We start from the raw sequence: 24,848 nt of genomic DNA, 5'->3' as shown, positions 1-24,848 counted from the left end.
GGCTTGCCCCGGCGCTCCTGTCGTTTCAGGGACATGAGCCATGAACGAAACCGCCTACGCCAAGATCAACCTTGCTCTCCATGTGCGCCGCCGCCGTGAGGACGGCTACCATGAGCTGGAAACGCTGTTTGCCTTCGTCGACGATGGAGACGCGCTTGTGGCCACCCCGGCGGACGAGGATCTGCTGGAAGTGCACGGCGAGTTCGTGGGGAGCCTTACCAATCCTTTCGACAACATCGTTGCGCAGGCGCTGGGCGCCTTGCCGCACGGGAAGGGGTGGGCGGTAACACTGGAAAAGCGCCTGCCGGTCGCAGCCGGGCTGGGCGGTGGGTCGGCCGATGCGGGCGCGGTGTTCCGCATGGTCGAGCGCGCGCAAGGCTTGCCCGAAGACTGGCACGCACGCGCCGCGAAGCTGGGCGCGGACGTGCCCGCCTGCGTTCTCTCGCGCGCGTGCATCGGGACAGGCACGGGCACCGATCTCGCCGAAGTCGCCGAGAACAATCTGGCGGGCTGTCCGGTACTCCTCGTCAACCCGCGCGAGGCAGTGCCGACAGGCCCCGTGTTTATGGCCTGGGATGGCGTGGATCGGGGCGCGATGCCAACCGAAGGCTCCTTGCGCGCGATTGCCCTTGCAGGCCGCAACGATCTGGAAGGCCCCGCGCTCAAGATCTGCCCCGTGATCGGCGATGTGCTGGCCGCGCTGGAGGCGACGCAGCCCTTCCTTGCGCGCATGTCCGGCTCGGGCGCGACCTGCTTTGCGCTCTACGACAGTCTTGAAGCGCGCGACGAGGCGGCGGAAAAAATGGCGCAAATGCATGGCGACTGGTGGCAAATGGCGGGCAAGCTGCGTTAGGACGGATGCCATGCAGACCACGACCGAGACCGAAAGCTACCGCATCGTTGGCACGCCCCGCTTCGGGGGCATTCTTGTCGTTGCCGATCACGCCTCGAACCGCGTGCCGGACGACATTGACCTGGGCATCGCGCCCAAGCTGATGCACGAGCACATCGCCATCGATATTGGCGTTGCCGCGATTGCCGAGCGGATGTGCGCGCGACCCGGCACCGCTGCATTGCTCGGGAATGTCAGCCGCCTCGTCTGCGACACCAACCGCACCGTGGACGATCCCGCCGCGATCCCCGAGACGAGCGATGGTTCGGCCATTGCGGGCAATGTCGGTATCGACCGCGAGTCCCGCTTGGCGCGCTTCCATCACCCCTTTCATGAGAGGCTGACCGCGCTCCTTAACGAGCAGCCGCCCCAGCTCACGCTGATCCTGCACAGCTTCACCCCGCAGATGGCGACGAAGCCCGACGAGACCCGGCCCTGGCACTGTGGTGTTCTCTACGATGCGGACGATCGCGGCGCGCGCATCGCCACGCGCCTGTTCGAGGAAGAGGGCCTCATCGTTGGTGACCAGGAACCCTACTCCGGCAAGATCTATAACGCCGCCATCGAACGCCATGTCGAAAGCGAAGGGCGACCCTACCTCTATCTCGAGGTCCGGCAGGACCTGATTTCGGATGAGCACGGCCAGGCGCAATGGGCCGAACGCCTCATCCGGGTGTGCAACCAGGTGGCGCTCGAGATCGCCTGACGGAGGCGGGCCCCTGGAATAGTCCGCCCCGATTTGAGCGGACGATTCGGATGGCCATTGCCCTCGGGCTCCCCATACTGTCTGGCGCACTTCGTTCGCGCCACCTTGCCTAACCAAGGCGAGGGCGCCCGTTTTCGGCAGTGAAGGTGCCTCCATCATTTTGGGAGGAATGGCGCCCCACGTATCCCGGGCAGGATTGCGTGAGGAGCTTGAGTTCGACAAATTCCGGAGCCCCAAGGGCGATGGCTCTTGGAATAAAATTCTGATTTCCGGTCTTTTTCTGAAAGAAGGCGTTCTGAGCCTTTTCAACCTCTGGGGTGCTCGCCTCAGCCGATAGGTTCTCGATCCTCGCCTTCGCGCGGACGATGGCGGCCGGGCCGGGGACTGGGTCGGCTAGAAACGGGTCGCCAAGCGCGCATGAGAAAGGCGCCGGGAAGCCAAGCTTCCGGCGCCTCAATTCATAGCGGGTTAGACGGCCTCGGCTATGCCGCTCGGGATGCAGGGAAGGTGTCTGAGCCTCCCAGCTTTCTGCCGAGCTCGATTGTCGGAACGGTGCCTGTCGCCGTTAACGTGCGGCGGCGCTGTGCAGACCGGCTTCGAGTTTTGCGGGCGCGGCGCAGGGTGTATGCATCCAGTCCTGGGCCGCGGCGGCGCCGAGGTCCTGCTGGAAGCTGCCGATTCGCGTCGCGATGCGCGCGGCATCGGCGAGGCGGTCTCGGCGTGCCTGCGGGTCGATCGCCATGCCCGCTGCCATCAGGGCGCGCTGGTGCGCGGCGTAGGCCTTGTTGAGATCCATGTCGTGTTCTCCTGGTTGGCGAGGCGGATAGGGCGGATGAAGCGGTTCGGGCCGGTGGGGCAGCAACTGGGGCTGATCAGTCGACCATCCCGGCAACGAGCCGCTGGAGTTCGGATGTCGGGATCAGCGCGGGGCTGCCCTTGGTATCCTGCGCCGCACTGGCGCGAACCATCGCGCGGTGGTGTGGCAGGGCGGGGTTCCTCTCGAGGTGCATGTTCTTGTACTTCATATTCGTTTCGTGCGGCAGGTTCGTCCTGCCTCCTTCTTCAATGGTCTGTGCGCCGGATTGGGCGCCGGTGTCTTCAAAGACGTTGTAACGGCCTTTGCGGTCGTTTGGATGACAGCCTGTTAGCAAGGCCTTGGCAACCCCGAGCCGGACCGGGATGGACCCATCTGGCGAGGCGGTGCGCGCAAGGCGCGGCGCAAACAGTCGGAACGTCCGCTGGAAGGTGGAGCTGTCCGGGTGGATCATGCTCCGGCGTATTGTGAACGCGTCTGTCGCCAAGTGGTTGCTGTGGCAGATAAAAAACTCTGCGAGGAGCCTTGCTCCCGAGCAAATTTAACTGGCGAGAAATGAAAGCCGAAATCGTGAGATGTGTCAGCAATCGTCACCGCGATTATTGGCGACTTAGTGCCTTGTATACCCCAATCCTGAAAAAATACAAGTGCCAGTGTATCGCAGCGCCTATTCGACATCGCCCGAGAAGGCTATTTCGTTCAATTGCACACGTGTGGTCTCGTACATGGTGTCGATGTCGACATGCTCGCCCTCTTCGACGCGCTGGGCGATCATGGTGAGGGGAAAGCACACGATCGAGGTGCCTGGCCAGTGCAGCGCGGGCTGGCGTCCGAACTCGTCGTCGATGGTCACCCAGTCGAGCATGAGATCCTGCGCCAGCGCATCGCCCATCGCGATGCCCAGCGACTGCAGTTTCCAGGTATCGTCGGGGCCGACCCAGCCTTGCGCAAGGTTCGCACGCACCACGGCCAGCTTTCCATCCACCGAGGAATAGGCATCTTCGGGGTCGCTGGCGAAGTGGCCCTTGATCCAGACCCGCGCGAGGTCCAGCCACTCCTGCTCTTCCGGTTCCAGTACGAGGCGATCGACGGGTTCCATGGGAGGAAGATAGCGAACTATCTGTTGCGATGCAAAATACGCGAAATTCTCTATGAATGGGAATGCGTTGGCCGCGGTGGCCACGGCTCGCTAACCCTGCCTTGGGTCGGATGAGGGGGATCGATGATAGCCTATCATATTCGCAACTCGGGGCGCCTCTCCGGGCGTGAAGGGCAGCGCAGCTTCTGGCTCTGGTTTGCGCTCGTGGCCGGGCTGTGCGTGGCACTTGGTGTCGCGGTTGTCGGGTCGCTGATTCAGGCTGCGTTCGCCCACATGGCGCGTTTTGCGCGCGATCATCCCGAGAGTGCGACGGTCTCGCGCGGGCCGGGCCGCGTCGAGATCCAGATCTACGGGCCGCACCCTGAATTTCTCCCCAATATGAACGCGATCATGGCATTTGGCGCGGTTGTCTCCCTGATTGCCATCGTCTTGCTGTGCGCGGCCATGGTTCGGCGGCTTCACGATGGCAATGGCAATGGCAATGGCAATGGCAATGGCAATGGCAATGGCACGTGGGTGCTGCGTCCAGTGCCCTTCTGGGGTGTGGGGGGCGGTGGGCTATCCTGCGATCTCTGCAATGCGAGACGGGGAGATGCTGGGCGCCGGCACCTTTGCGCTGATGTTGCTCGGCAACATGGGCGCGCTGGCAACGCTGCTGATCTTCCTCGTGCTGCCCGGAACGGCTAGCCCCAACCGCTTCGGTGACGTGCCCGAGAGATAGGCGCGGGTTTGAGTGGCGGTAGGGCGCTTGGGTACGATCCGGCAAGCCGCTGGCCCTTCGTGTGAAATTTTATGCCTTTCGGCCCTTCGCCTTTTGGCGTAGGGGCGCCACATGATCCGCGCGCGGGAAAACGTGCCCGCGCGCACAACCCAGACCTTAGGGCCAGAGCGCTGGCCAGACCTTTCGGAGTGTACCCATGCCCGCCTTTCGTTCCCGCACGTCGACCCACGGCCGCAACATGGCAGGCGCGCGTGGCCTGTGGCGTGCGACCGGCATGAAGGATGGCGACTTCGGCAAGCCGATCATCGCCGTCGTCAACTCGTTCACGCAGTTCGTGCCGGGCCACGTCCACCTGAAGGATCTGGGGCAGCTGGTCGCGCGCGAGATCGAGGATGCGGGCGGCGTCGCCAAGGAATTCAACACCATCGCGGTCGATGACGGCATTGCCATGGGCCATGACGGCATGCTCTATTCGCTGCCCAGCCGCGATCTCATCGCCGACAGCGTGGAGTACATGGTCAACGCGCACTGCGCCGACGCGATGGTCTGCATTTCCAACTGCGACAAGATCACGCCGGGCATGCTGATGGCCGCGATGCGCATCAACATCCCCGTCGTCTTCGTCTCGGGTGGCCCGATGGAAGCGGGCAAGGTTACGCTGAAGGGCAAGGAAACCGCGCTCGACCTCGTCGATGCGATGGTCGCCGCAGCCGATGAGAGTTACTCCGACGACGAAGTCGCCGCGATCGAGCGTTCGGCCTGCCCGACCTGCGGGTCGTGCTCGGGCATGTTCACCGCCAACTCGATGAACTGCCTGACCGAGGCGCTGGGCCTTTCGCTGCCGGGCAATGGCTCGACGCTCGCCACCCACGCCGACCGTGAGCGCCTGTTCAAGGAAGCGGGCCGTCTCGCCGTGGACCTGTGCCAGCGCTACTACGAGCAGGAGGACGAGAGCGTCCTGCCGCGCGCCATTGCTAGCTTCGAAGCCTTTGAGAACGCGATGAGCCTCGATATCGCGATGGGCGGGTCGACCAACACCGTGCTGCATCTTCTGGCCGCTGCCGTGGAAGCGGGTGTCGATTTCACCATGGCCGACATCGACCGCCTCTCGCGCCAGGTTCCCTGCCTCTCCAAGGTCGCGCCTGCCAAGGCCGACGTCCACATGGAGGATGTGCACCGGGCTGGCGGCATCATGGCGATCCTGGGGCAGCTCGACCGCGCCGGCCTGCTGCACTCGGAATGCCCGACCGTGCATGCCCGGACGCTGGGCGATGCGCTCAACCGGTGGGACATCAGCCGCACGAATGATGAAAGCGTGCAGAACTTCTACAAGGCCGCGCCCGGCGGCGTGCCGACGCAGACCGCGTTCAGCCAGGCCAACCGCTGGAAGGAACTGGACCTTGACCGCGAAGGCGGCGTGATCCGCTCCAGGGAGCACGCCTTCAGCCAGGATGGTGGCATTGCAGTGCTGTTCGGCAACATCGCGCGCGATGGTTGCATCGTAAAGACGGCGGGCGTGGACGAGAGCATCCTCAAGTTCACCGGGACCGCGCGCGTCTACGAAAGCCAAGACGCGGCTGTCGCGGGGATTCTGGGCGGCCAGGTAAAGGAGAACGACGTCGTCGTGATCCGCTACGAAGGTCCGCGCGGCGGGCCGGGCATGCAGGAAATGCTTTACCCCACGAGCTACCTCAAGTCGAAGGGCCTCGGAAAGGCCTGTGCCCTTCTCACCGATGGGCGCTTCTCGGGCGGCACTTCGGGCCTTTCCATCGGGCACGTTTCGCCCGAGGCCGCCGAGGGCGGTGAGATCGGCCTTGTCGAGAACGGCGACACGATCGAGATCGACATCCCCAACCGCACCATCAATCTGATGGTGAGCGATGAGGAAATGGCCGCGCGCCGCGCCACGCAGGACGCTCGCGGCCCGGACGCCTGGTCGCCGGTCCATCCGCGCAAGCGCAAGGTTTCGGCCGCACTCCAGGCCTACGCCGCGATGACCACCAGCGCCGCCAAGGGCGCGGTGCGCGACGTCACCCAGCTCAAGCGCGGCTGAGCAGGCGAGCGTGCCGCGCAGCCGATTCAGGGCAGTCAGCCGGGGCATGGTTGCCCCGCTGCTTGCCGTGGGCGGGCTGGCGGCTTGTTCCTCGTCGGACGCGCCCCCTGATGTGGCCGAGGGCGAGGAGCATATACCTTGCGCGTTGAACGGTGCAGCGGAGCTCAAACCCGTCTGCGCGGTCGAGCGTGTGGTGCACAGCGGTTTCCTGACCCTCGTGGTGCGTCATCCCGACGGGGGATTTCGTCGCTTCGATGTCCAGACTGACGGATCGGGCCTTGCCCCCAGTGACGGGGCAGATGCCATCGTCGCGCGGCTGGGCGAGGACCGGATGGAAGTTACGCTGGGGGACGACCGCTATCTCTTTCCGGTAACGATGAAGATGCATGACCCACGTTGATACCTATAGCTCCTCCGACCAGATCCTGACCGTTGCGCAGATGCGCGCCGCTGAAGAGGCGCTGATCGCGCAAGGGGCATCGGTCGACGAACTGATGCAACGGGCAGGGCAGGGGGCGGCCGCCTGGGTCTGGCGCGTTTCGGGCGGCAATGCGGTGAGCGTGCTGTGCGGTCCGGGCAACAACGGCGGGGATGGCTATGTCATCGCCGAAAGTCTGCGAAGGCGCGGCGGCAAGGTCGTAGTCATCGCTCCGATGGCGCCGGCAACGGAAGCGGCGAAGACCGCCCGCGGGCTCTACCAGGGCGAGGTGCGCGATGGTGAGGGGGACCTTCCGCGCGGCGAGGTCTTCGTCGATTGCCTTTTCGGATGCGGCCTTTCGCGTCCGCTGGAAGATGCGCACTGCGACCTTGTGACCAGGCTTGCCGCGCGCCATGCCAAGGCGGTCGCGGTCGATATGCCGAGCGGCATCGCCTCCGATTCCGGACTTCTCCTGAACGAGAACCTGCCCACCTACACTCTGACCCTCGCGCTCGGGGCGTGGAAGTTCGCGCACTTCCTGATGCCTGCGAGTGCCCGCATGGGGGCGCTGCGTCTCGTGCCCATTGGCGTGACGCCCCTCGAGGACGCCGCACAGGCCATCGTGCGGCCCGAGATTGCTATGCCTCAGGCCGACGCGCATAAGTATACGCGCGGGCTGCTTGCGGTCGTGGGGGGCGCGATGCCGGGCGCCGCGATCCTTGCCAGCACCGCCGCGCAAGGGGCCGGGGCGGGCTACGTCAAGCTCTTCGCCGCCGACAAGCGCAATTGTCCGAGCGACCTTGTCGTCGAAACCGGACCTGTTTCGGAACTTCTCTCCGACCACCGCAACGCCGCGATCCTGATTGGACCTGGTCTTGGGCGCAACGGTGCGGCGCGCGAGCGGCTGGCTGTCGCACTGGCGGATCCGGTGCCGGTCGTCCTCGACGCCGATGCGCTGGTGCTGCTGGGACCGCGCCTTCTGGCCGAACGCAGCGCGCCGCTCATCGCCACCCCGCACGAGGGCGAAATGGTTGCGCTCGAACGTGCGTTTGCGTGCGAGGAAGGCACCACCCGCATCGAACGCGCCGTGGCGCTTGCCCGCGCGAGTGGCATGGTGATTGTTGCCAAGGGGCCGGACACGGTGATCGCCGGGCCGGACGGACAGCTTGCCTGCGCGCCGCGTGCCTCGGCCTGGCTCTCGACGGCGGGATCCGGCGATGTGCTGGCGGGCATCATCGCCAGCCGCCTTGCGACGGGCCTCGATCCGTTCGTGGCGGCGTGTGAGGGCGTGTGGCTTCACGGCGAGGCCGCGCGTCTTTCGCCCAAGCCTTTCACCGCATCGCAGCTTGCCGAAATGATACCGGCTGCGCTAGCGGCCTGCTTGTGAACGAGCAAAACGAAGAAATCCTGCGAATCGCCTCCAAGGGCGACGGTGTAACTGCCTCGGGCCGCTTTGCCTGGGGTGCGGCGCCGGGCGATATCCTGCGCGCCGATGGCACCCTCGAATGGGGCCCGCACCACATCGAGCCGGCCTGCAAGCACTTCGGGCGCTGCGGGGGCTGCCAGCTCCAGCAGCTCGATGCCGAGGCGCTGGAGGGCTTCGTCGAGGCGCGTGTGGCCAACGCCTCGTCCTCGCAGGAACTGGGCGCTGAAGTGATAACCGCGCCCTATCTTTCGCCGCCCGGCGCGCGCCGTCGCGCCTCGCTGCGCGCCGAAAGCTCGGGCGGGCGCATCGTCATCGGTTTTCGCGAAGCCAAGTCCCATCGGCTCGTCGAGCTGGAGGAATGCCCGGTCCTTGCCCCCGAGCTCACCGCGCTCCTGGGCCCGATCCGCAAGCTTCTCATTACCATGGGCAAGGCCGCGCCCGTGAAGAAGGGCCCGCGCGGAAAGGGCGGGAAGTCCTCCCCAAATGCCATGCCGCGCATGGCCTGTGATATCGAGATGACTTTGGTCGACCAGGGCGTGGACCTTGGCGTCAAGGGCCTCACCGCTGAAGGCCTGGCCGCCACCGAGGCGATGCTGGACTTCGCGCAGGCCCATGGCCTGGCCCGTCTCACGATGGACGGAGGCTACGGCTACGAGACCGTGTGGGAGCCCGCGCCCGTCACCGTGACATTGGGCGAGACGCCCGTGCCGTTCCCGCCCGGAACCTTCCTTCAGGCGACCAGGGATGGCGAGGACGCGCTCGTCTGCGCCGCGCGTGAATGGATCGGCGATGCGGCGAGCGTGGCTGACCTGTTCTCCGGCCTTGGCACTTTCGCGCTCGCACTGGCCGGGCCAACATGCAAGGTCTTTGCCGCCGAAGCCGCGCGCGATGTGCATCTTGCGGGCAAGTCTGGCGCCGACCGCGCCCAACGCCCGGTCTTCAGCGCCCACCGCGACCTCTTCCGCAACCCGCTCATGGCCGATGAACTGTCGAAGTTCGAGGCGGTCCTCCTCGACCCGCCGAGGGCCGGTGCGCGCGAGCAGGTGGAGTGCATCGCGGATTCGAGCGTCAACCGCGTGGTCTACATCTCCTGCAACCCGTCCAGTTGGTCGCGCGATGGCGCGCGGCTTTCCGAAGCGGGCTTCCGCCTCGTCGAGCTGCGCCCCGTCGGCCAGTTCCGCTGGTCCACCCATGTCGAACTGGCCAGCTACTTCGTGCGCGACCGGGAAGATTGAGCGCGCTCACCGCACAAAACCCCGTTTCATCGCCCAAAACGAACAGTCTGACCGCACGCAGCGTCTTGCCGACCCCGCCCGGGTAGCTTATCGGCGCTTGCATGCAGACGACGAACGATATCCGCCGGTCCTTTCTTGACTACTTCGCATCCAAGGGCCACGCACAGGTCCAGTCCGCGCCGCTGGTCCCGTACAACGACCCGACGTTGATGTTCGTGAACGCCGGCATGGTGCCGTTCAAGAACGTGTTCACGGGCCAGGAAAAGCGTGACTACACCCGCGCGACGTCCTCGCAGAAGTGCGTACGCGCCGGCGGCAAGCACAACGACCTCGACAACGTGGGCTATACCGCGCGTCACCACACCTTCTTCGAAATGCTCGGCAACTTCTCGTTCGGTGACTATTTCAAGGAAGAGGCGATCCTCAACGCCTGGACGCTGCTGACCAAGGAATGGGCGCTCCCCCAGGAAAAGCTGCTCGTCACGGTCTACCACACCGACGATGAAGCGGCCGAGCTCTGGAAGAAGATCGCAGGTCTGGGCGATGACCGCATCATCCGCATCCCGACCAAGGACAACTTCTGGACGATGGGCGATGATGGCCCGTGCGGTCCATGCTCGGAAGTCTTCTTCGACCATGGCGATCACATCTGGGGCGGCCCTCCGGGATCGCCTGAGGAGGACGGCGACCGTTTCATCGAGATCTGGAACCTCGTCTTCATGCAGTTCGAGCAGGCAGGCGGCGAGATCGTTGGCAACCTGCCCAACCAGTCGATCGACACCGGCATGGGGCTGGAGCGTATCTCGGCGGTCATGCAGGGCGTCCACGACAACTACGATATCGACACGTTCCGCAACCTCATCGCGGCCTCGGAAGGGCTGACCGGCGTCAAGGCTGAAGGTGATCGCACCGCGAGCCACCGCGTGATCGCCGATCACCTGCGCTCGACCAGCTTCCTTCTCGCGGACGGCGTGCTGCCCTCGAACGAAGGCCGTGGCTATGTCCTTCGCCGTATCATGCGCCGCGCCATGCGCCACGCGCACCTGCTGGGCGCCAAGGATCCCCTGATGCACCGACTGGTGCCTGCGCTCGTTGCGGAAATGGGCCAGGCCTTCCCGGAGCTCGGCCGCGCGCAGGCGCTGATCGAGGAAACGCTGGAGCGCGAGGAAGTCCAGTTCCGCCGCACGCTCTCGAACGGTTTGAAGCTGCTCGATGAGGCGACCGGCGACATGGCCGAGGGCGCGACGCTTGCGGGCGAGACCGCCTTCAAGCTCTACGACACCTACGGCTTCCCCTATGACCTTACCGTCGATGCGCTGCGCCCGCGCGGCATTTCGGTCGACGAAGAGGGTTTCCAGTCGGCAATGGCCCAGCAGAAGGCCGCCGCGCGCGCCGCGTGGAAGGGCTCAGGCCAGGCCGCCGACGCCGAGATCTGGTACGACATCGCCGAGCGCGAAGGTGCGACCGAGTTCACCGGCTACACCGCCACTACGGGCGAGGGCCGCGTTGTTGCGCTGCTTGTCGATGGCAAGGAAGTCTCCGAAGCCGAGGCGGGCGAGAAGGTCACGGTCCTGACCAATCAGACTCCCTTCTATGGCGAATCGGGTGGCCAGGTCGGCGATGCGGGCACGATCACCGGCGCGGTTCCGGGCAGTGACCTTGCGATCACCATCGAGGATACGGCCAAGCCCTTGGGCCGCCTCCACGCAATGTCGGGCACGGTTACGGCCGGCGCGATCAAGCTGGGCGATTCGGTGCTGATGTCGGTCGATGTCGCGCGTCGCGACGCGATCCGCGCCAACCACTCGGCCACGCACCTTGTCCACCAGGCGCTGCGCGACCGTCTGGGCGATCACGTCACGCAGAAGGGTTCGATGGTTTCGCCCGACCGCCTGCGCTTCGACTTTGCGCACCCCAAGGCGCTCTCGGACGAGGACATCACGGCGATCGAGGCCGAAGTGAACGCGGAAATCCGCGCGAACGAAGGCGTGATGACGCGGCTGATGACCCCGGACGATGCCATCGACGCCGGCGCTATGGCGCTCTTCGGCGAAAAGTACGGCGATGAAGTCCGTGTCCTTTCGATGGGCCGCACCGATGGCAAGCGTTCGTATTCGGTCGAGCTGTGCGGGGGCACCCACGTCAACGCGACCGGCGACATTGGCCTGTTTCGCATTGTTTCGGAAAGCGCCGTCTCCTCGGGCGTGCGCCGCATCGAGGCGCTGACGGGAGAGGGCGCGCGCCAGTGGCTCGTTGCTCGCGAGGACGCGCTCAAGGCCGCGGCCTCGGCGCTGCGCACGACGCCCGACGACGTGACCGAGCGTGTCGTGGCGCTGCTCGACGAGCGCAAAAAGCTGGAACGGGAACTCGCCGAAGCGAAGAAGGCGCTGGCTCTTGGCGGCGGTGGTGCGGCTTCGGGCCCGGCCGACGAGGACGTCGGTGGCATCACCTTCTCCGGCCAGGTGCTTGAAGGGCTCGACCCCAAGGAACTGCGCGGCCTGCTCGACCAGGCCAAGCAGCGCATTGGCTCGGGCGTCGCAGCGATCGTTGCGGTAAACGAAGGCAAGGGCGCCATTGCGGTCGCCGTCACCGATGACCTCAAGGACAAGGCTTCGGCCGTGGACTTGGTGCGCGCCGGTGTCGCTGCGATGGGCGGCAAGGGCGGCGGTGGCCGTTCCGACATGGCGCAGGGCGGCGGCCCGGACGGCTCCAAGGGCGCCGAGGCGATTGCCGCCGTAAAGGCCGCGCTCGCAGGCTGATCGTTCCGCTGCAGCGTGATGCGGCGACGGACTAGGATAGATGCTCGGGGGCTCTGCCCTCGGGCGTTTTTCGTTGTGGGTAAGAGAAGGCTGGAAGAAATACATTTTTCAGGGGGTTATTATACCAACCTGCGATAAGGCTGGCTCATTTGGGGGCTCCAAGGCGGCGACAGTCTGACTCAATGGCGTCCTGCATCAGGAGGATGCGATGATGGGCTGAGCGATTGGCTTGCGGGACAATTTCGACGGACCGGCGCTTCGGCGACTGGCATGTAATTCGAAGATTGCGCCGCCGGCCAGGCAGTTGCTAGCACTGGCCCAGATCGCGCTTGCGGTGGCCCCCGGCGCGCATGCTGTCGTGCTGATGGATCAGGCCGGTTGGCACGTGACCGGCGAGCTCAAGGTGCCTGCCAACATCGGCATCGTCGCGCTGCCGGCCAAATGCCCCGAGCTGCACTCGGTTGAAGACGTCTGGCAGTTCATGCGCGACAATTGGTTCTCCAGCCGCATCTTCATCTCTCACGACAATACCATCGATCGTCGCTGCGAGGCTTGGAGCAAGCTCGTCGATCAGCTCTGGGCGCATCATGACCATCGAACGCCGCAAATGGGCCCAGAATTTCCGATCAATGCAGGTTGGTACAAGCCTCCAGAATGGAGCCGTTTGCACTCCCGGTATACGCGGCCGGCGAGGTAGCGTTCGAGACGCGGCATTTCCGCCGCATCTTTGAGCGAAACATCAATGCCGGGATCTGCGGGACCTGTCCTGATCAACGTACAGGTGCTCCGCGCCGTGGCTGCCTACATGGTCGTGGCGCACCACATTGCGAACAACCTTGCGCATTACACGGCTGCGGGACGTGTGCCGGAGCTTCCGGCGCTGGGCGCGCGCGGGGTGGATATCTTCTTCGTGCTGTCCGCCTTTCTGGTGGTGACGCGCAGTGACCGGCAGGGTCCTTCCCCGCGTGCGTTTCTGTTCCAGCGTTGCGTGCGGATCGTGCCGGTTTACTGGCTGCTGACAGGGCTTGCCACACTTGGCATTGCGGCGGGGTATCGGTTGTTTGACCGTGGCGCCATCACTCTTGATGCGCTTCTTGCTGCGCTCTTTTTCCTTCCCGACTTTACCCAGCTCGGCGCCGTGCGTCGGCCGATCCTGGTGGTTGGCTGGACGCTGAACTACGAGATGGCCTTCTACCTGCTCTTTGGCCTGTGCCTGCTGGCGCCGCGGCGCGGGCGCGTGGCGTTGGCGTGCGGCGTTCTGGGTCTGCTGTGGCTGGCGCAGGTGTTCGGGGCGGGGGGATTGGTCGGGTACTGGGGAGCCGACAGCGTGCTGGCCTTTGCCTTGGGAATGGTGCTCGCGCGGAGCCTTCCGTCCTCCGGATTGGCCCCGGCTCTGGCCTTTAGCGCTCTGCTGGTGGGCGCTCTAGGACTGTGCACGCTCGAGGTGCTCTACGTTCCTTCCGGGGTGGCCCATTCCGACCTGTGGGGGGCAATGCTCGCTGCGCTTGTCGTACTGGGGGCCGTGGCGCTTGAGCGGCGCGGGATTTCGCTGCGGGCCGCCTGGCTGCATCGCCAGGGCGATGCGTCCTTCGCGATCTACCTCGTCCACGTATTCGTTCTCCAGTTCGTGAGCAAGGCCTGGAAGGCCTGGGGGCTGACCCAGACAGTGGCCGGGCTGGTGGTGATGGTGGCACTGATGGTGGCCCTGGTGCCGCTTGTGAGCCTGGCCTTCCACCGGCACGTGGAGGTGCCGCTCACACGCTACCTGCGCGGCAGGACGGCCCTTGCCAGGCGTGGCCCCGGACTGGCGCTCTAGCCTCCCGGCCTTGCGATTAGCGCTGGCGGGCCGGCGCGGCCTGTGCAACGATTTTTGCCATGGATATCACGCAGCTGGTCGAAGAGATTGCCGCCGACATGGCGACCCGCCGGGAACGCGGCAGGGTGGCGGACTACATCCCGCCACTGGCCGCACTCCCGGACAGCAAGTTCGGGATCGCGGTGGTTCTCAAAGATGGCTCGGTGCACACGGCGGGTGATGCGCATGAGCCCTTCTCGGTCCAGTCCATTTCCAAGGTTTTTTGCCCTGACGCTGGCACTGGGTACGGTGGGTGACCAGCTCTGGAGCCGGGTCGGGCGGGAGCCCTCCGGGTCGGCCTTCAATTCCATCGTCCAGCTTGAGAGCGAGCGGGGAATACCGCGCAATCCCTTCATCAATGCCGGTGCCATCGTGGTGACGGACGTGCTGCTGGGCCATCTCGAACCGCGCGAGGCGATCGGCCAGATGCTGCGCTTCGTGCGCGAACTCGCGGGCGACGAAACAATCGTGATCGACAGTGCGGTTGCGCGGGCCGAGGAAGAAACCGGTTTTACCAACATGGCGCTTGCAAACTACATGCGCGCCTTCGGAAATATCCAGGGCGAGGTGGCCAAGGTGCTGGGCACCTATTTCCATTTCTGTGCGCTCTCCATGTCCTGTCGGCAACTCGCGATGGCCGGACGCTACCTCATGGATGCGGGGCAGGTCGAGGGGCGCAGGATCGTTACGGCGCGCCGCGCGCGGCGCATCAACGCGCTGATGATGTCCTGCGGGCACTACGACAATTCGGGCGATTTCGCCTACCGCATCGGCCTTCCGGGCAAGTCGGGGGTGGGCGGCGGCATCCTGTGCGTGGCGCCCGGGCGTGCAAGCATCGCGGTCTGGTCGCCGGGGCTCAACGCAAGCGGGAATTCGCATCTCGGGCAAGTCGCGCTGGAGAAATTGGTTCACGCGACTGCCTGGTCTGTGTTTGATTCACACAAGTAATAAAGTTTTGTTTGTGCCTAATAGGGGCAATATCGAAATCGAAATAGAAATTTCGTTCATCATGTAAAATGATATATGCACTTTCACTTAGTTTTTGCGTTCGGGGGGTTTCTGCATGCCAATTGTCGATGTTTTTGCGGATGAGGATGACGAGGAGCCGCTGTTCGCGACCGAGTTCGACTTTCTGCCGCACAAGGGGGAATTTCTCGCGCTCGAAGTCGACGCGGAGTCGCTCCACCTCGAAGTCGTCGAGGTCTGGCACCGGCAGGACGAGGATGACGGCGCCTTCCATGCCTGCATCCGCATCGAGATCAACTGACGGGTTGTATTTGGTTAACGTGAATCAAGCCTGTTGATTCAGGCACAGGCCTCTATCTGCGCGGCAAGACGCGAGGGGCCAGGGGCTCTGATCAGAAGCGCGCCGCTAAACCTGCATTTAGAGGGGGCGCACCATGACCAGGCGATCCTGTCCGGGGCCATAGTAGTCCGGGCGCAAGGCCTCGGCGCAAAATCCATTCTTTTCATAGAGCGCGACAGCGTGGCCGTTACCTGGCAGTACCGTCAGGCGGATCACGGGGGCATCCTTCAGCGTGGCAAGCACCGCGCCGAGCAGTCGCGTCCCGATGCCTTGACCCTGGAAGGCCGGGCTGACGCCCAGCGAGAGCAGCCAGCCCTCGCCCGCATCGTCGATACCGCCCAGCGCATAGCCGGCAACCGTGTTCTCGCTCTCGGCCACGAGAAAGCGGGCGGGGAACAGGTCGATGAACTGGCGCAGCGCGATCTCGCCGTAGGTTTCCTCGGGGAAGGTGGCCTCCTCCAGGGCGAGGATCGCGCCGAGATCTGCACGCCTTGCAGGGCGGACCTGGACGCTCATCGCGCGGCTCCCGGAGTATCGCGGTCCTTGGTAAGGACGCCCGAACGCAGGGCTGGCTTTTCCGCAAGGCCGCCCTGTTCCATGATCTGTTCGCGCAAGGTGTCGCGCTTCTCGTGGATCGAGGCGATGACCGGACCCATCGGCACGCCGGTCTCGACCAGCACGGCCTCGGACAGCTGGAGCGAGCTTTCCAGCGTCTCGGGCACGGCGTGGGTGGCGCCGGCGCGGTAGAGCAGGGCGGCGTGCTCGGCATCGCGCGCACGGGCGATGATCGGCAGATCGGGATACTGCTGGCGTAGCTTGCGCACGATGCGCTGCGCGGTCACGGGGACGTCCATGGTCAGAATGACTGCGGCCGCGTTATCGGCGCCCAGGCGCTCCATTGCATCGCCGCGCGCGGCATCACCGAAGGCGACGTTGTAGCCTTGCGTGCGCCCTTCGGCGATGAAGTCGGTGTCGGTGTCGATCGCGATGTAAGGGCGGTCGTGGCGGGTCAGCATGTCGGCGACCAGCTTGCCTACGCGCCCAAAGCCGATGATGATCGTGCTCGGCTTGTCGTCTGTCTCGGCGGGGTGGTGCGGGGCCTCGACCTGGTCGACCCGGCGCGCGGCGATCTTGCCGAACATCGAGAGCAGCGGCGTGACGGTAAGGCCGATGGCGGTCACGATCTGCCAGAACTGGTTGGTGCCGGGCTGGATGAGCTGCGCCGTGGCCGCGGCCGAGAGGACGATCAGGGTCGTCTCCGAGGGGCTCGACATGAGAATGCCGGTCTCGGTCGCGGTGCCGCGCCGCGCGCCCATGAGGCGTAGCAGGACGCCCGTGACGACCGCCTTGAGAAGGATCACGCCCACGGTCGCGACCAGGATCGAATAGAGGTATTCCCAGACCACCAGCAGATCGATGCTCATGCCGATGGTGATAAGGAAGACACCGAGCGCAAGGCCCTTGAAGGGCTCCATGATCTGCTCGACCTCGGAGTGGTACTCGGTCTCGGCGATGAGGAGGCCCGCGATGAGCGAGCCCACGATGGGCGAGAGGCCGACAGCGGCCGTCAGCAGCGAGGCGAGAATGACCACCAGCATCGAGGCGGCGAGGAATAGCTCAGGGCTCTTGGTGCGCGCGGCCTGCGCGAAGAGCGGGGGCAGCAGGTAGCGCCCGAATACCAGCAGCCCCGCGATGACCGCCGCGCCCCACAGCAGCGTGTGGATGAGATTGCCCATCCCGTCGGCCGATGCGTGCGGGGCGAGCGCGCCCAGAAGGAAGATGATGGGGACAAGCGCGATGTCCTCGAACAGCAGCATGGCGAGCGCTGCGCGCCCCACCGGCGTTGCCGCGTTGGTGATCTTGAGCACGAGCGCGGTCGAGGACAGTGAGAGCGCGAGGCCGAGCGCCACCGCGCCGGCAAAGGCCTGGCCGATCGCGGCGAGGATGAAGGTCAGCGCGCTGCCGATCACCACCAGTTCCATCATGCCCAGCCCAAAGACCATCCGGCGCATGTCCCACAGACGTCCGAATGAAAGCTCAAGGCCGATCGAGAACAAGAGAAGGATAATTCCGAACTCGGCAAAGATGTCGAGCCCGCCGGGGTCTGTGATGCTGATATGGGTCAGCCAGGGATGCTCGAAGACGTGCCGGCCGAGGCCGAAGGGGCCCACCAGCAGGCCCACCAGGATGAACCCGATCACGGGTGTGATCTTGAAGCGGTTGAAGACGGGGATGACGATGCCCGCGGCGCCCAGGATGACCAGGGCGTCGGACATGACGGGGGAATAGAGTTCGTTGCTGCCGGCCATTGCGGGCCACTATGGCAGGCTGGAGGGGGCAGGCAAGGCGCATCTGCCGAAGTTTTCACCCTAAGTCTTTGGCGTTGCCCGCTTGCATCGCCTCAAGCCGGCGCCGGGTGAAGAAGGGGCGGGTGGAAAAACAGTGCGCAACTTCACTTGGCGTTCAGCCGCGCGCTGGTTATAGACGCGCCATGTTCGAACGTTCGCGCCTCAAACCCGTTGTCCTGGCCGCTGCATGCGGCGCCCTTGTCCTCACGGCCGGCTGCGGTGGCGGTTCGGGTGGCGCCAAGGATACCGCCTACGTCGCGCGCGACGTCGACACGCTCTACGCCGCCGCGCGTGAGCGTCTCGATACCGGCCGCACCAAGCAGGCCGCAGCGCTCTTCGATGAGGTAGAGCGCCAGCATCCCTATTCGCCCTGGGCGCGCCGGGCGCAGCTGATGAGCGCGTTCAGCTATTACGCTGCGCGCGATTACAACAAGGCGATCCAGTCGGCGCAGCGCTTCCTCTCCATCCATCCGGGCAACAAGGATGCGCCTTACGCCTACTACCTGATCTCGATGTGCTATTACGAGCAGATCAGCGACGTGACGCGCGACCAGAAGACGACCGAGCAGGCCAAGGCCGCGCTTACCGACATCATCCGACGCTATCCGACCACGCAGTACGCGGCCGACGCGCGCCTCAAGCTGGACCTGGTCAACGATCACCTCGCCGGCAAGGAAATGACTGTCGGGCGCAACTACCAGCAGCGCGGCAAGTGGCTGGCCGCCACGCTGCGCTTTCGCGCCGTGGTCGACAACTTCGAGACCACCAGCCACGCGCCCGAGGCGCTGTTCCGCCTGGTCGAGTGCTACCTCTCGCTCGGCGTTCCCGAGGAAGCCCAGAAGGCAGCGGCCGTGCTCGAGAACAACTACCCCAATTCCAAGTGGTATGAGCGCGCCTACAAGCTGATGGACAAGAACGCGCCCGACTTCATCGCCGCCTGAACGAACGGGACCGACGACGGTTTTCAAGCCCCGCGCAGCCTGCGCTGCGGGGGGCTTTTCGTATGTGCGGCGCTGTGTCGAGCGCTCTTTGCGATTGCTAAAAATTCACTTTGTCTACTTTTTTGGTCGAGATAAAAGGCGCGGGCAACGGCGCGAGGGATGCGCCGATTGGCTTCAGGAAAGTTTCGCTACGATGGCTGCTCCGCACAATTTCGAAGCCTCAGGTCGCTGCTGGGAAATCGAGGCCCTGTGTGCTCTTGTCCTTGGTGTCTGGACACTGGGGATCGCCGCCGGGCTCCATCTGCTCGCCTGACGCTTCCGCCCTTCGGGGCGCACCGGAACAGGGCAAGGGAACAAGGCGGGACGCCAGCGCCCGCGGACAGCGCGTCGACAGGCGTAAAGCCGGGTGACGAAAGCGAATTCGTACGATAGAACGATTCGCGAACATGCTGACTCGTCTCTCCATCCGCAACATCGTCCTGATCGAGGCGCTCGACCTCGATTTTGTCCGTGGCCTTGGTGTGCTGACCGGTGAAACCGGTGCCGGCAAGTCGATCCTGCTCGACGCGCTGGGCCTCGTTATCGGCAACCGCGCCGATGCCGGCCTTGTCCGCGCGGGCGAGGCACGGGCCAGCGTGACAGCGACGTTCGAGTTTGCCGAATTGCCCGCTGTAATCGAGGCGGCTCTTGAGGGAGCTGCCATTGAGGTGGAGCGGGGCGAACCGCTCATCCTGCGCCGGCAGCTCAAGGCTGATGGCGGCTCGCGGGCCTGGCTCAACGACCAGCCAGTCAGCGTCGCGCTCCTGCGTGAAATCGGTCCGGCCCTGGTCGAGATCCACGGCCAGCACGATGACCGCGGCCTCGTCAACGCCAAGGGCCACCGCGATCTGCTGGACCGTTTTGCGGGCGGCGATCTCGCCGGGCTCGAAGCCGCCTTCAAGATCTGGCGGCGCGCACAGGACGCGCTCGACCTCGCGCGCGAGGAAGTCGCCCGCGCGGCCGAAGACGAGGAATTGCTCACGGCGCATCTTGCCGAACTGGAGGCGCTCTCGCCCGAAGAGGGCGAGGAGGAAACCCTCGCGCTGGCCCGCGCCGACATGCAAAAGGGCGAGCGCCTGTCCGAGGACCTTGAGGGCCTGCGCTTCTTGTGGGACGGTAACGATTCGCCGCTCGCCGCCTTGCGCGGGGCTGCACGGCGGCTTGACCGCATCGCCCCCGAACATGCCCTCCTGGCCGAAGCGCTCGACGCGCTGGACCGCGCCGTGATCGAGGCAGGCGAGAGCGAAGCCAAGCTGGAGGAAGCCGCGCAGGCGCTCGCCTTCGATCCCGCCGAACTCGACCGTATCGAGACGCGCCTGTTCGACCTGCGCGCGCAGGCCCGCAAACATTCGTGTAATGTCGATGACCTGCCCGGCAAGATGGCGACAATGCGCGCTGCGCTCGACGCCATTGAAGGCGGCAGCGAACATATCGCCAAACTGGAGGCCGCCGCGCAGAAAGCTGCGCTCGACTACCGCGACAAGGCGAGCAAGCGCCACGATCTGCGCCGTTCGGCCGCGCGGCGGCTCGACAAGGCCGTGGCGGCCGAGCTCGCCCCGCTCAAGCTTGATGCCGCGCGCTTCCAGACCTCGGTCGTCAAGCTGCCCGAGGCACGCTGGAACGCGAGCGGCATGGATGGGGTGGAGTTCCTCATTTCGACCAATCCGGGCGCCGATTTCGCACCGCTCGCCAAGATCGCGTCGGGCGGTGAGCTTTCACGCTTCATTCTCTCGCTCAAGGTCGCGCTGGCCGAAGAGGGCGGCGCCGCAACGGTGATCTTCGATGAGATCGACCGGGGCGTGGGCGGCGCGGTAGCCGATGCCATCGGTGAGCGCCTCGCGCGCCTTGCCTCGAACGGGCAGCTTCTGGCCGTCACCCACAGCCCGCAAGTAGCCGCGCGCGGCAACCGCCATTACATGATCTCCAAGTCCTCGCGCGGGACGGTGACCAAGACCTCGGTCGTCGCGCTGTCAGATGCGGAGCGCAAGGAAGAGATCGCGCGCATGCTTTCCGGCGCACAGGTGACCCAAGAGGCCCGCGCACAGGCCGACCGGCTGCTCCAGGGCGCCTGATGCGCCGCCCCACCCGCGCCGAACTTGGTGCATTTGGAGCGACGCTTGCTTTTCCCTTTGGCGCGCTGGCGTGGGGGATCAGTTCCTTTGGCTGCGCGGTGTGGATGCTCCTCCTCCTCGTGGGGCTTGCCCTGTCAGGCTTCAGTGCCTTTTTCATGACCCCGTTCGGGATGGCGGTCCTCGCCTGGACGATCGTGGCGGGGGTGTTGGGGGCTTGGAATTTCTCCCGCTTTTTTCGCTGGTTTGGTGACGAAAGCGGGGCGCGCGATCTGGCACTCGTGGCCCTGAATTCCGTTGTCCTGTGCACCACTAACCCTGTCGTGTGGGTCGGAGCGTAAGGCCTGAACCCGAGCCACAATGCGACGCGGTGCGCGTCAAGGGCTCGACCGGAGCGGCGCGCCCGATTAACCGCGAGGGATGCTGCACATCGTCCATCACTCCGATTATGCGGTGGAAACCGCGCGTGCCGGAACCTTCCCGCACGACAAGTACGCGCTGGTCATGCTTGCGCTGGGCGAGAGCGGGGCGGCGATGACGGTCCATGAACCCGAGGCCATGCCCCCCGAATGGCTAGAGGCTGTCCATGACCCGGACTATGTCGAGGAGGTACTTACCTGCCGCGTACCACCGGCCAAGCAGCGCCGGATCGGCTTTGCAATCGACGCGCGGATCTCGCGCCGCTCGCAGCTTTCGCCGGGAGGTACGTGGCTGGCGGCCCGGCTCGCGCTCACCCACGGATACGCCGCCAACAGCGCGGGCGGCAGCCACCATGCGCTGGCCGATACCGGCGCGGGGTACTGCGTGTTCAACGATCTGGCTCTGGCGGCCAACCGGCTGATCGAGGAGGGAGACGTTTCGCGCATCCTGATCCTCGACCTTGACGTGCACCAGGGCGATGGGACCGCCGCATTGACGGCTGGGCGGGGGGACATCTTCACGCTGTCGCTTCATGCCGAGAAGAACTTTCCCTCGCGCAAGGCGCGTTCCTCGCTCGATATCGGCCTGGCCGATGGCCTTGGCGATGCGGACTATCTGGAGGCGCTGGCGGGCGCGCTCCCGCAGGTGCTGGATGGCTTCGCGCCCGAACTGATCCTGTTCCAGGCGGGCGTCGATGCCCACGTGGACGACAAGCTGGGCCATCTCGCGCTGTCGGACGAGGGGCTGGCGGCCCGGGACCGCATGGTCGCGGGAGAGGCGCGCGCGCGCGGTGTCCCGTTGGCCAGTACGCTCGGTGGTGGCTACGGCGCCGACCGCCGCGCCGTAGCCCAGCGCCACGCGCGCACGATCCTGACGCTGGGGCAGGCACTGGGTTGAATTTCGCGCCTTCTGCGGATGCATGATCTCGCGCGGCCTTTGTCCCTTCCTTCTGATACCAATCCAATGGTACAAGAGGAGAAGAACATGCTTCGCAGGCTGACCGGGTTGGCGTGCGACACCTTTCTGGCGGGTGCTGGTGTGCCTTCCACGATCCCCTTGGGCGAAATCGAAAGCCAGAATGCGATAGCGTTGAAGGCGTGCCTGCTCCCGGCCGATCTCGCCGCCCATGTCGTACCGCGTCGCCGAGATGGGCGCGGATGCCGTAGTATGCGCGGCAGAGGAAAGTTATGTGGCGCTTCGCGAGTCCCGGACAATGCCGCGAGCCAGGAGCCGCGCATGTCGCTGGCGCATGTGCCGATGGTTGCACGGTTTGGGATTGATGTTGGCCACTACGGCGGCAACGTCAACTTTAGCAGAGATATGGAATATGTGTCCGAGGAGGTTCTGGCCCAAAAGGGCGATGGCGCGATGCCCGTCATCGTGATGCGTCGCGCCGAGTTCCTTTACCACTGATATCGGGTGGCAAAAGTCGGGGGCAGGGCCGCAATGCAGGCTCCCGTTCTGGCGGGTTTTGCGCCATAGCGGGGTCATGAGTTCCGAATCCGCACCCGATTTTCTCGCCGAAGCCGACGCCGCCAACGAACTGATGCGGCTCGCGCGCCAGATCAAGCGCGCCAACCGCAAGTACCACGCCGAGGACGCGCCCGAGATCTCGGACGCGGAGTACGACGCGCTGGTGCGCCGCAACGCCGAGTTGGAAGAGGCGTTTCCGCACTTGAAGCGCCCCGACAGCCTGTCGAGCGCGGTCGGCCACGAAGTTGCCGCTTCGCCGCTCGGCAAGGTGACGCACGAAGTGCGCATGATGAGCCTCGACAACGCCTTTTCCGATGAGGAAGTGGCCGAGTTTCTGGCGCGCGTGCGCCGGTTTCTCTCGCTTTCGGCCGAGGAAGCGCTGGCGGTCACCGCTGAGGACAAGATCGACGGGCTTTCCTGTTCGCTGCGCTACGAGAAGGGCAAGCTGGTGCGTGCCGCGACCCGGGGCGATGGCCAGGTGGGTGAGGACGTGACACCCAACGTCGCGCACATCCCCGACATCGTGCAGGAACTGACCGGGGCGGGCATCCCCGAGGTCTTTGAAGTGCGCGGCGAAGTCTACATGGAGAAGGCCGCTTTCCTCGCGCTCAACGACGCACTGATGGAAGAAGCCCGGGCCGAGGCGGAACGCAAGGGCGAGCCGCTCGACGAGGCCAAGGTGCGCCAGTTCGCCAATCCGCGTAATGCGGCCGCCGGCTCGCTGCGACAGAAGGACGCGAAAGTTACCGCCAAGCGGCCCTTGCGTTTCTGGGCGCATGGTTGGGGGGCGGCGAGCGTGGTGCCGGGTGACACCCAGTATGAGGTCATCCGCCGGATCGAGTCCTGGGGCCTGCCGGTCTCGCCCCAGTTCCGCCGCTGCGAAAGCCTGGACGAACTGCTCGATGCGTACCGCGCGATCCGCGATGGGCGGGCGAACCTCGATTTTGAAATCGACGGCGTGGTCTACAAGATCGACCGGCTCGACCTGCAGCAGCGCCTGGGTTTCGTGGCCAAGGCACCGCGCTGGGCGCTCGCGCACAAGTTCCCCGCCGAACAGGCGGAGACTAGGCTTGAGAAGATCGAGATCCAGGTCGGGCGTACCGGCAAGCTGACTCCGGTCGGACGCCTGCAGCCGGTGCTGGTGGGCGGTGTCACGGTCACCAATGTCACGCTCCACAACCGCGACGAGATCGCGCGCCTGGGCGTGCGTCCGGGCGACCGGGTCGTGATCCAGCGCGCGGGCGACGTGATCCCGCAGGTCGTCGAGAACCGCACCCGTGATGAGGTGCGTGATCCCTTCGTATTCCCCGAGCATTGCCCCGAGTGCGGCTCGGAAGCGGTGGCGGAAGAGGGTGAGGTCGACGTGCGCTGCACGGGCGGTTTGATCTGTCCGGCCCAGCGCACCGAGCGCCTCAAGCACTTCGTCAGCCGCGGCGCGCTCGACATCGATGGTCTGGGCGAAAAGACCATCGACGAGTTCTTCGCCAAGGGGTGGCTGGAAAGCCCGGCCGACATCTTCCGTCTGCGCCAGCGCCGGGACGATATGCTTGCGCTTGATGGGTGGAAGGACAAGTCTGTGGACAACCTGTTGGCCGCTGTGGAAAACCGCCGTGCGCCCGATGCAGCGCGGCTGCTGTTCGGGCTGGGTATCCGCCACATCGGCATCGTGACCGCGCGCGAGCTTCTCAAGCGTTTCGAGACGCTTCCTGCTCTTCGCGAGATCGCCGAGAAGGCCCATGTCAAGGACGGCGAGGAGGCAGTCGCAGAAGCGAGCGAGGCCTATGCCGAACTCATTTCGATTGACGGTGTGGGGCCGGTGGTCGTGGGTGCGCTTGGCGATTTTTTCCACGAGGAGCACAACCGCGCGGTCTGGGACGATCTTCTGTCGGAAGTGACGCCGCCGCCTTTCGTGGTCGAAAGCGTCGAAAGTGAAGTGGCGGGCAAGACTGTTGTCTTCACCGGCAAGCTGGAGACGATGAGCCGCGATGAGGCCAAGGCGCAGGCCGAACGGCTCGGCGCCAAGGCGGCGGGCTCGGTCTCGGCCAAGACGGATCTCATCGTTGCGGGGCCGGGCGCAGGCTCGAAGCTCAAGAAGGCAGCGGAACTGGGAATTGCGGTTATCGATGAAGCAGCCTGGGCGAGGATCGTCGCCGAGGCTGGCTGAGAAGCGATGTAAAAGCGGGCTGGGCAAAAACGGGCTGGCGCCCGCAAGCGTCAGCCCGTTCTCAAAAGGGATCCTCAAAAGACGCCAGGCCCGTACCGCCGAACAGACCG

At 65.2% G+C, this 24,848-nt stretch carries 22 protein-coding genes and 2 pseudogenes; 19 read left to right on the top strand and 5 right to left on the bottom strand.

Annotated features, from left to right (window positions below; genetic code table 11):
* The first annotated feature begins 40 nt into the window (after positions 1–40).
* Positions 41–853 carry a 4-(cytidine 5'-diphospho)-2-C-methyl-D-erythritol kinase gene (locus FMM79_RS02400; RefSeq protein WP_148625801.1) on the top strand — a complete coding sequence of 271 codons (813 nt, stop codon included), beginning with the start codon at positions 41–43 and terminating at the stop codon, positions 851–853.
* Positions 854–863: 10 nt separating this feature from the next.
* Positions 864–1,598, top strand: a complete 735-nt coding sequence (locus FMM79_RS02395) for an N-formylglutamate amidohydrolase (RefSeq protein WP_148625799.1) — start codon at positions 864–866, stop codon at positions 1,596–1,598.
* A gap of 565 nt (positions 1,599–2,163) precedes the next feature.
* Here FMM79_RS02395 and FMM79_RS02390 read toward each other — a convergent pair.
* The 3 genes from FMM79_RS02390 to FMM79_RS02380 form a co-directional block, all read right to left on the bottom strand.
* A complete protein-coding gene (locus FMM79_RS02390; RefSeq protein WP_148625798.1) occupies positions 2,164–2,394 on the bottom strand; it encodes a hypothetical protein in 231 nt (76 codons plus the stop codon).
* Between the two features lie 76 nt (positions 2,395–2,470).
* The gene (locus FMM79_RS02385) at positions 2,471–2,866 is read right to left on the bottom strand and encodes a hypothetical protein (protein ID WP_148625796.1); all 396 of its coding nucleotides are present in this window, start codon (positions 2,864–2,866) and stop codon (positions 2,471–2,473) included.
* A gap of 213 nt (positions 2,867–3,079) precedes the next feature.
* Positions 3,080–3,511, bottom strand: coding sequence for a DUF3806 domain-containing protein (locus tag FMM79_RS02380; RefSeq protein ID WP_148625794.1), 432 nt, complete (start codon positions 3,509–3,511; stop codon positions 3,080–3,082).
* A gap of 123 nt (positions 3,512–3,634) precedes the next feature.
* On the opposite strand from FMM79_RS02380, the pseudogene FMM79_RS22165 reads away from it, so the two are divergent.
* From FMM79_RS22165 to FMM79_RS02330, 11 genes and pseudogenes are all read left to right on the top strand, one after another.
* Positions 3,635–3,979: pseudogene (locus FMM79_RS22165) on the top strand (DUF805 domain-containing protein); the annotation flags it as partial.
* A 31-nt stretch (positions 3,980–4,010) separates the two neighbouring features.
* Positions 4,011–4,232, top strand: coding sequence for a DUF805 domain-containing protein (locus tag FMM79_RS21705; protein ID WP_240338928.1), 222 nt, complete (start codon positions 4,011–4,013; stop codon positions 4,230–4,232).
* Between the two features lie 196 nt (positions 4,233–4,428).
* On the top strand, positions 4,429–6,285 hold the full coding sequence (gene ilvD / locus FMM79_RS02370) for a dihydroxy-acid dehydratase (protein WP_148625791.1): 1,857 nt from the start codon (positions 4,429–4,431) through the stop codon (positions 6,283–6,285).
* Positions 6,286–6,331: 46 nt separating this feature from the next.
* On the top strand, positions 6,332–6,685 hold the full coding sequence (locus tag FMM79_RS02365) for a hypothetical protein (RefSeq protein ID WP_148625789.1): 354 nt from the start codon (positions 6,332–6,334) through the stop codon (positions 6,683–6,685).
* Positions 6,672–8,090: an NAD(P)H-hydrate dehydratase gene (locus FMM79_RS02360; RefSeq protein WP_148625787.1), complete on the top strand. Its 1,419-nt coding sequence runs from the start codon at positions 6,672–6,674 to the stop codon at positions 8,088–8,090. Before FMM79_RS02365 ends, FMM79_RS02360 begins: the two co-directional genes overlap by 14 nt.
* Positions 8,087–9,364 (top strand): class I SAM-dependent RNA methyltransferase, encoded by a 1,278-nt coding sequence (locus FMM79_RS02355; RefSeq protein WP_240338927.1) that lies wholly within the window; start codon positions 8,087–8,089, stop codon positions 9,362–9,364. The genes FMM79_RS02360 and FMM79_RS02355 overlap by 4 nt, the downstream gene beginning before the upstream one ends.
* A gap of 101 nt (positions 9,365–9,465) precedes the next feature.
* Entirely contained in the window at positions 9,466–12,123 is a 2,658-nt protein-coding gene (gene alaS / locus FMM79_RS02350; RefSeq protein ID WP_148625784.1) for an alanine--tRNA ligase, read from the top strand.
* Between the two features lie 229 nt (positions 12,124–12,352).
* Positions 12,353–12,820, top strand: coding sequence for a transposase (locus FMM79_RS02345; RefSeq protein ID WP_148625782.1), 468 nt, complete (start codon positions 12,353–12,355; stop codon positions 12,818–12,820).
* Positions 12,821–12,865: 45 nt separating this feature from the next.
* Entirely contained in the window at positions 12,866–13,939 is a 1,074-nt protein-coding gene (locus tag FMM79_RS02340) for an acyltransferase (protein WP_148625781.1), read from the top strand.
* A gap of 59 nt (positions 13,940–13,998) precedes the next feature.
* Positions 13,999–14,926: pseudogene (locus FMM79_RS02335) on the top strand (glutaminase).
* Positions 14,927–15,041: 115 nt separating this feature from the next.
* A complete protein-coding gene (locus FMM79_RS02330) occupies positions 15,042–15,245 on the top strand; it encodes a hypothetical protein (RefSeq protein WP_148625779.1) in 204 nt (67 codons plus the stop codon).
* A gap of 117 nt (positions 15,246–15,362) precedes the next feature.
* Here the strand turns inward: FMM79_RS02330 and FMM79_RS02325 are convergent, their stop codons facing one another.
* Positions 15,363–15,800, bottom strand: coding sequence for a GNAT family N-acetyltransferase (locus FMM79_RS02325; protein WP_148625778.1), 438 nt, complete (start codon positions 15,798–15,800; stop codon positions 15,363–15,365).
* A complete protein-coding gene (locus FMM79_RS02320; RefSeq protein WP_148625776.1) occupies positions 15,797–17,593 on the bottom strand; it encodes a cation:proton antiporter in 1,797 nt (598 codons plus the stop codon). The genes FMM79_RS02325 and FMM79_RS02320 overlap by 4 nt, the downstream gene beginning before the upstream one ends.
* Positions 17,594–17,775: 182 nt before the next feature.
* Here FMM79_RS02320 and FMM79_RS02315 point away from each other — a divergent pair, with 182 nt between their 5' ends.
* From FMM79_RS02315 to ligA, 6 genes are all read left to right on the top strand, one after another.
* On the top strand, positions 17,776–18,573 hold the full coding sequence (locus FMM79_RS02315) for an outer membrane protein assembly factor BamD (RefSeq protein WP_148625774.1): 798 nt from the start codon (positions 17,776–17,778) through the stop codon (positions 18,571–18,573).
* Between the two features lie 446 nt (positions 18,574–19,019).
* Positions 19,020–20,684, top strand: coding sequence for a DNA repair protein RecN (gene recN, locus FMM79_RS02310; RefSeq protein ID WP_148625773.1), 1,665 nt, complete (start codon positions 19,020–19,022; stop codon positions 20,682–20,684).
* Positions 20,684–21,022: a hypothetical protein gene (locus FMM79_RS02305; RefSeq protein WP_148625771.1), complete on the top strand. Its 339-nt coding sequence runs from the start codon at positions 20,684–20,686 to the stop codon at positions 21,020–21,022. The genes recN and FMM79_RS02305 overlap by 1 nt, the downstream gene beginning before the upstream one ends.
* A 79-nt stretch (positions 21,023–21,101) precedes the next feature.
* On the top strand, positions 21,102–21,998 hold the full coding sequence (locus tag FMM79_RS02300; RefSeq protein WP_148625769.1) for a histone deacetylase: 897 nt from the start codon (positions 21,102–21,104) through the stop codon (positions 21,996–21,998).
* Between the two features lie 339 nt (positions 21,999–22,337).
* Entirely contained in the window at positions 22,338–22,514 is a 177-nt protein-coding gene (locus FMM79_RS21350; protein ID WP_162528420.1) for a hypothetical protein, read from the top strand.
* Between the two features lie 76 nt (positions 22,515–22,590).
* The gene (ligA, locus tag FMM79_RS02290; RefSeq protein WP_148625766.1) at positions 22,591–24,738 is read left to right on the top strand and encodes an NAD-dependent DNA ligase LigA; all 2,148 of its coding nucleotides are present in this window, start codon (positions 22,591–22,593) and stop codon (positions 24,736–24,738) included.
* Positions 24,739–24,848 lie beyond the last annotated feature (110 nt).

This window comes from Novosphingobium sp. BW1, from assembly GCF_008107685.1.
Classification (GTDB): domain Bacteria; phylum Pseudomonadota; class Alphaproteobacteria; order Sphingomonadales; family Sphingomonadaceae; genus Novosphingobium.
The sequence above is the reverse complement of the archived record's forward strand: the minus strand, read 5'-3'. Positions and strand labels throughout refer to the sequence as shown.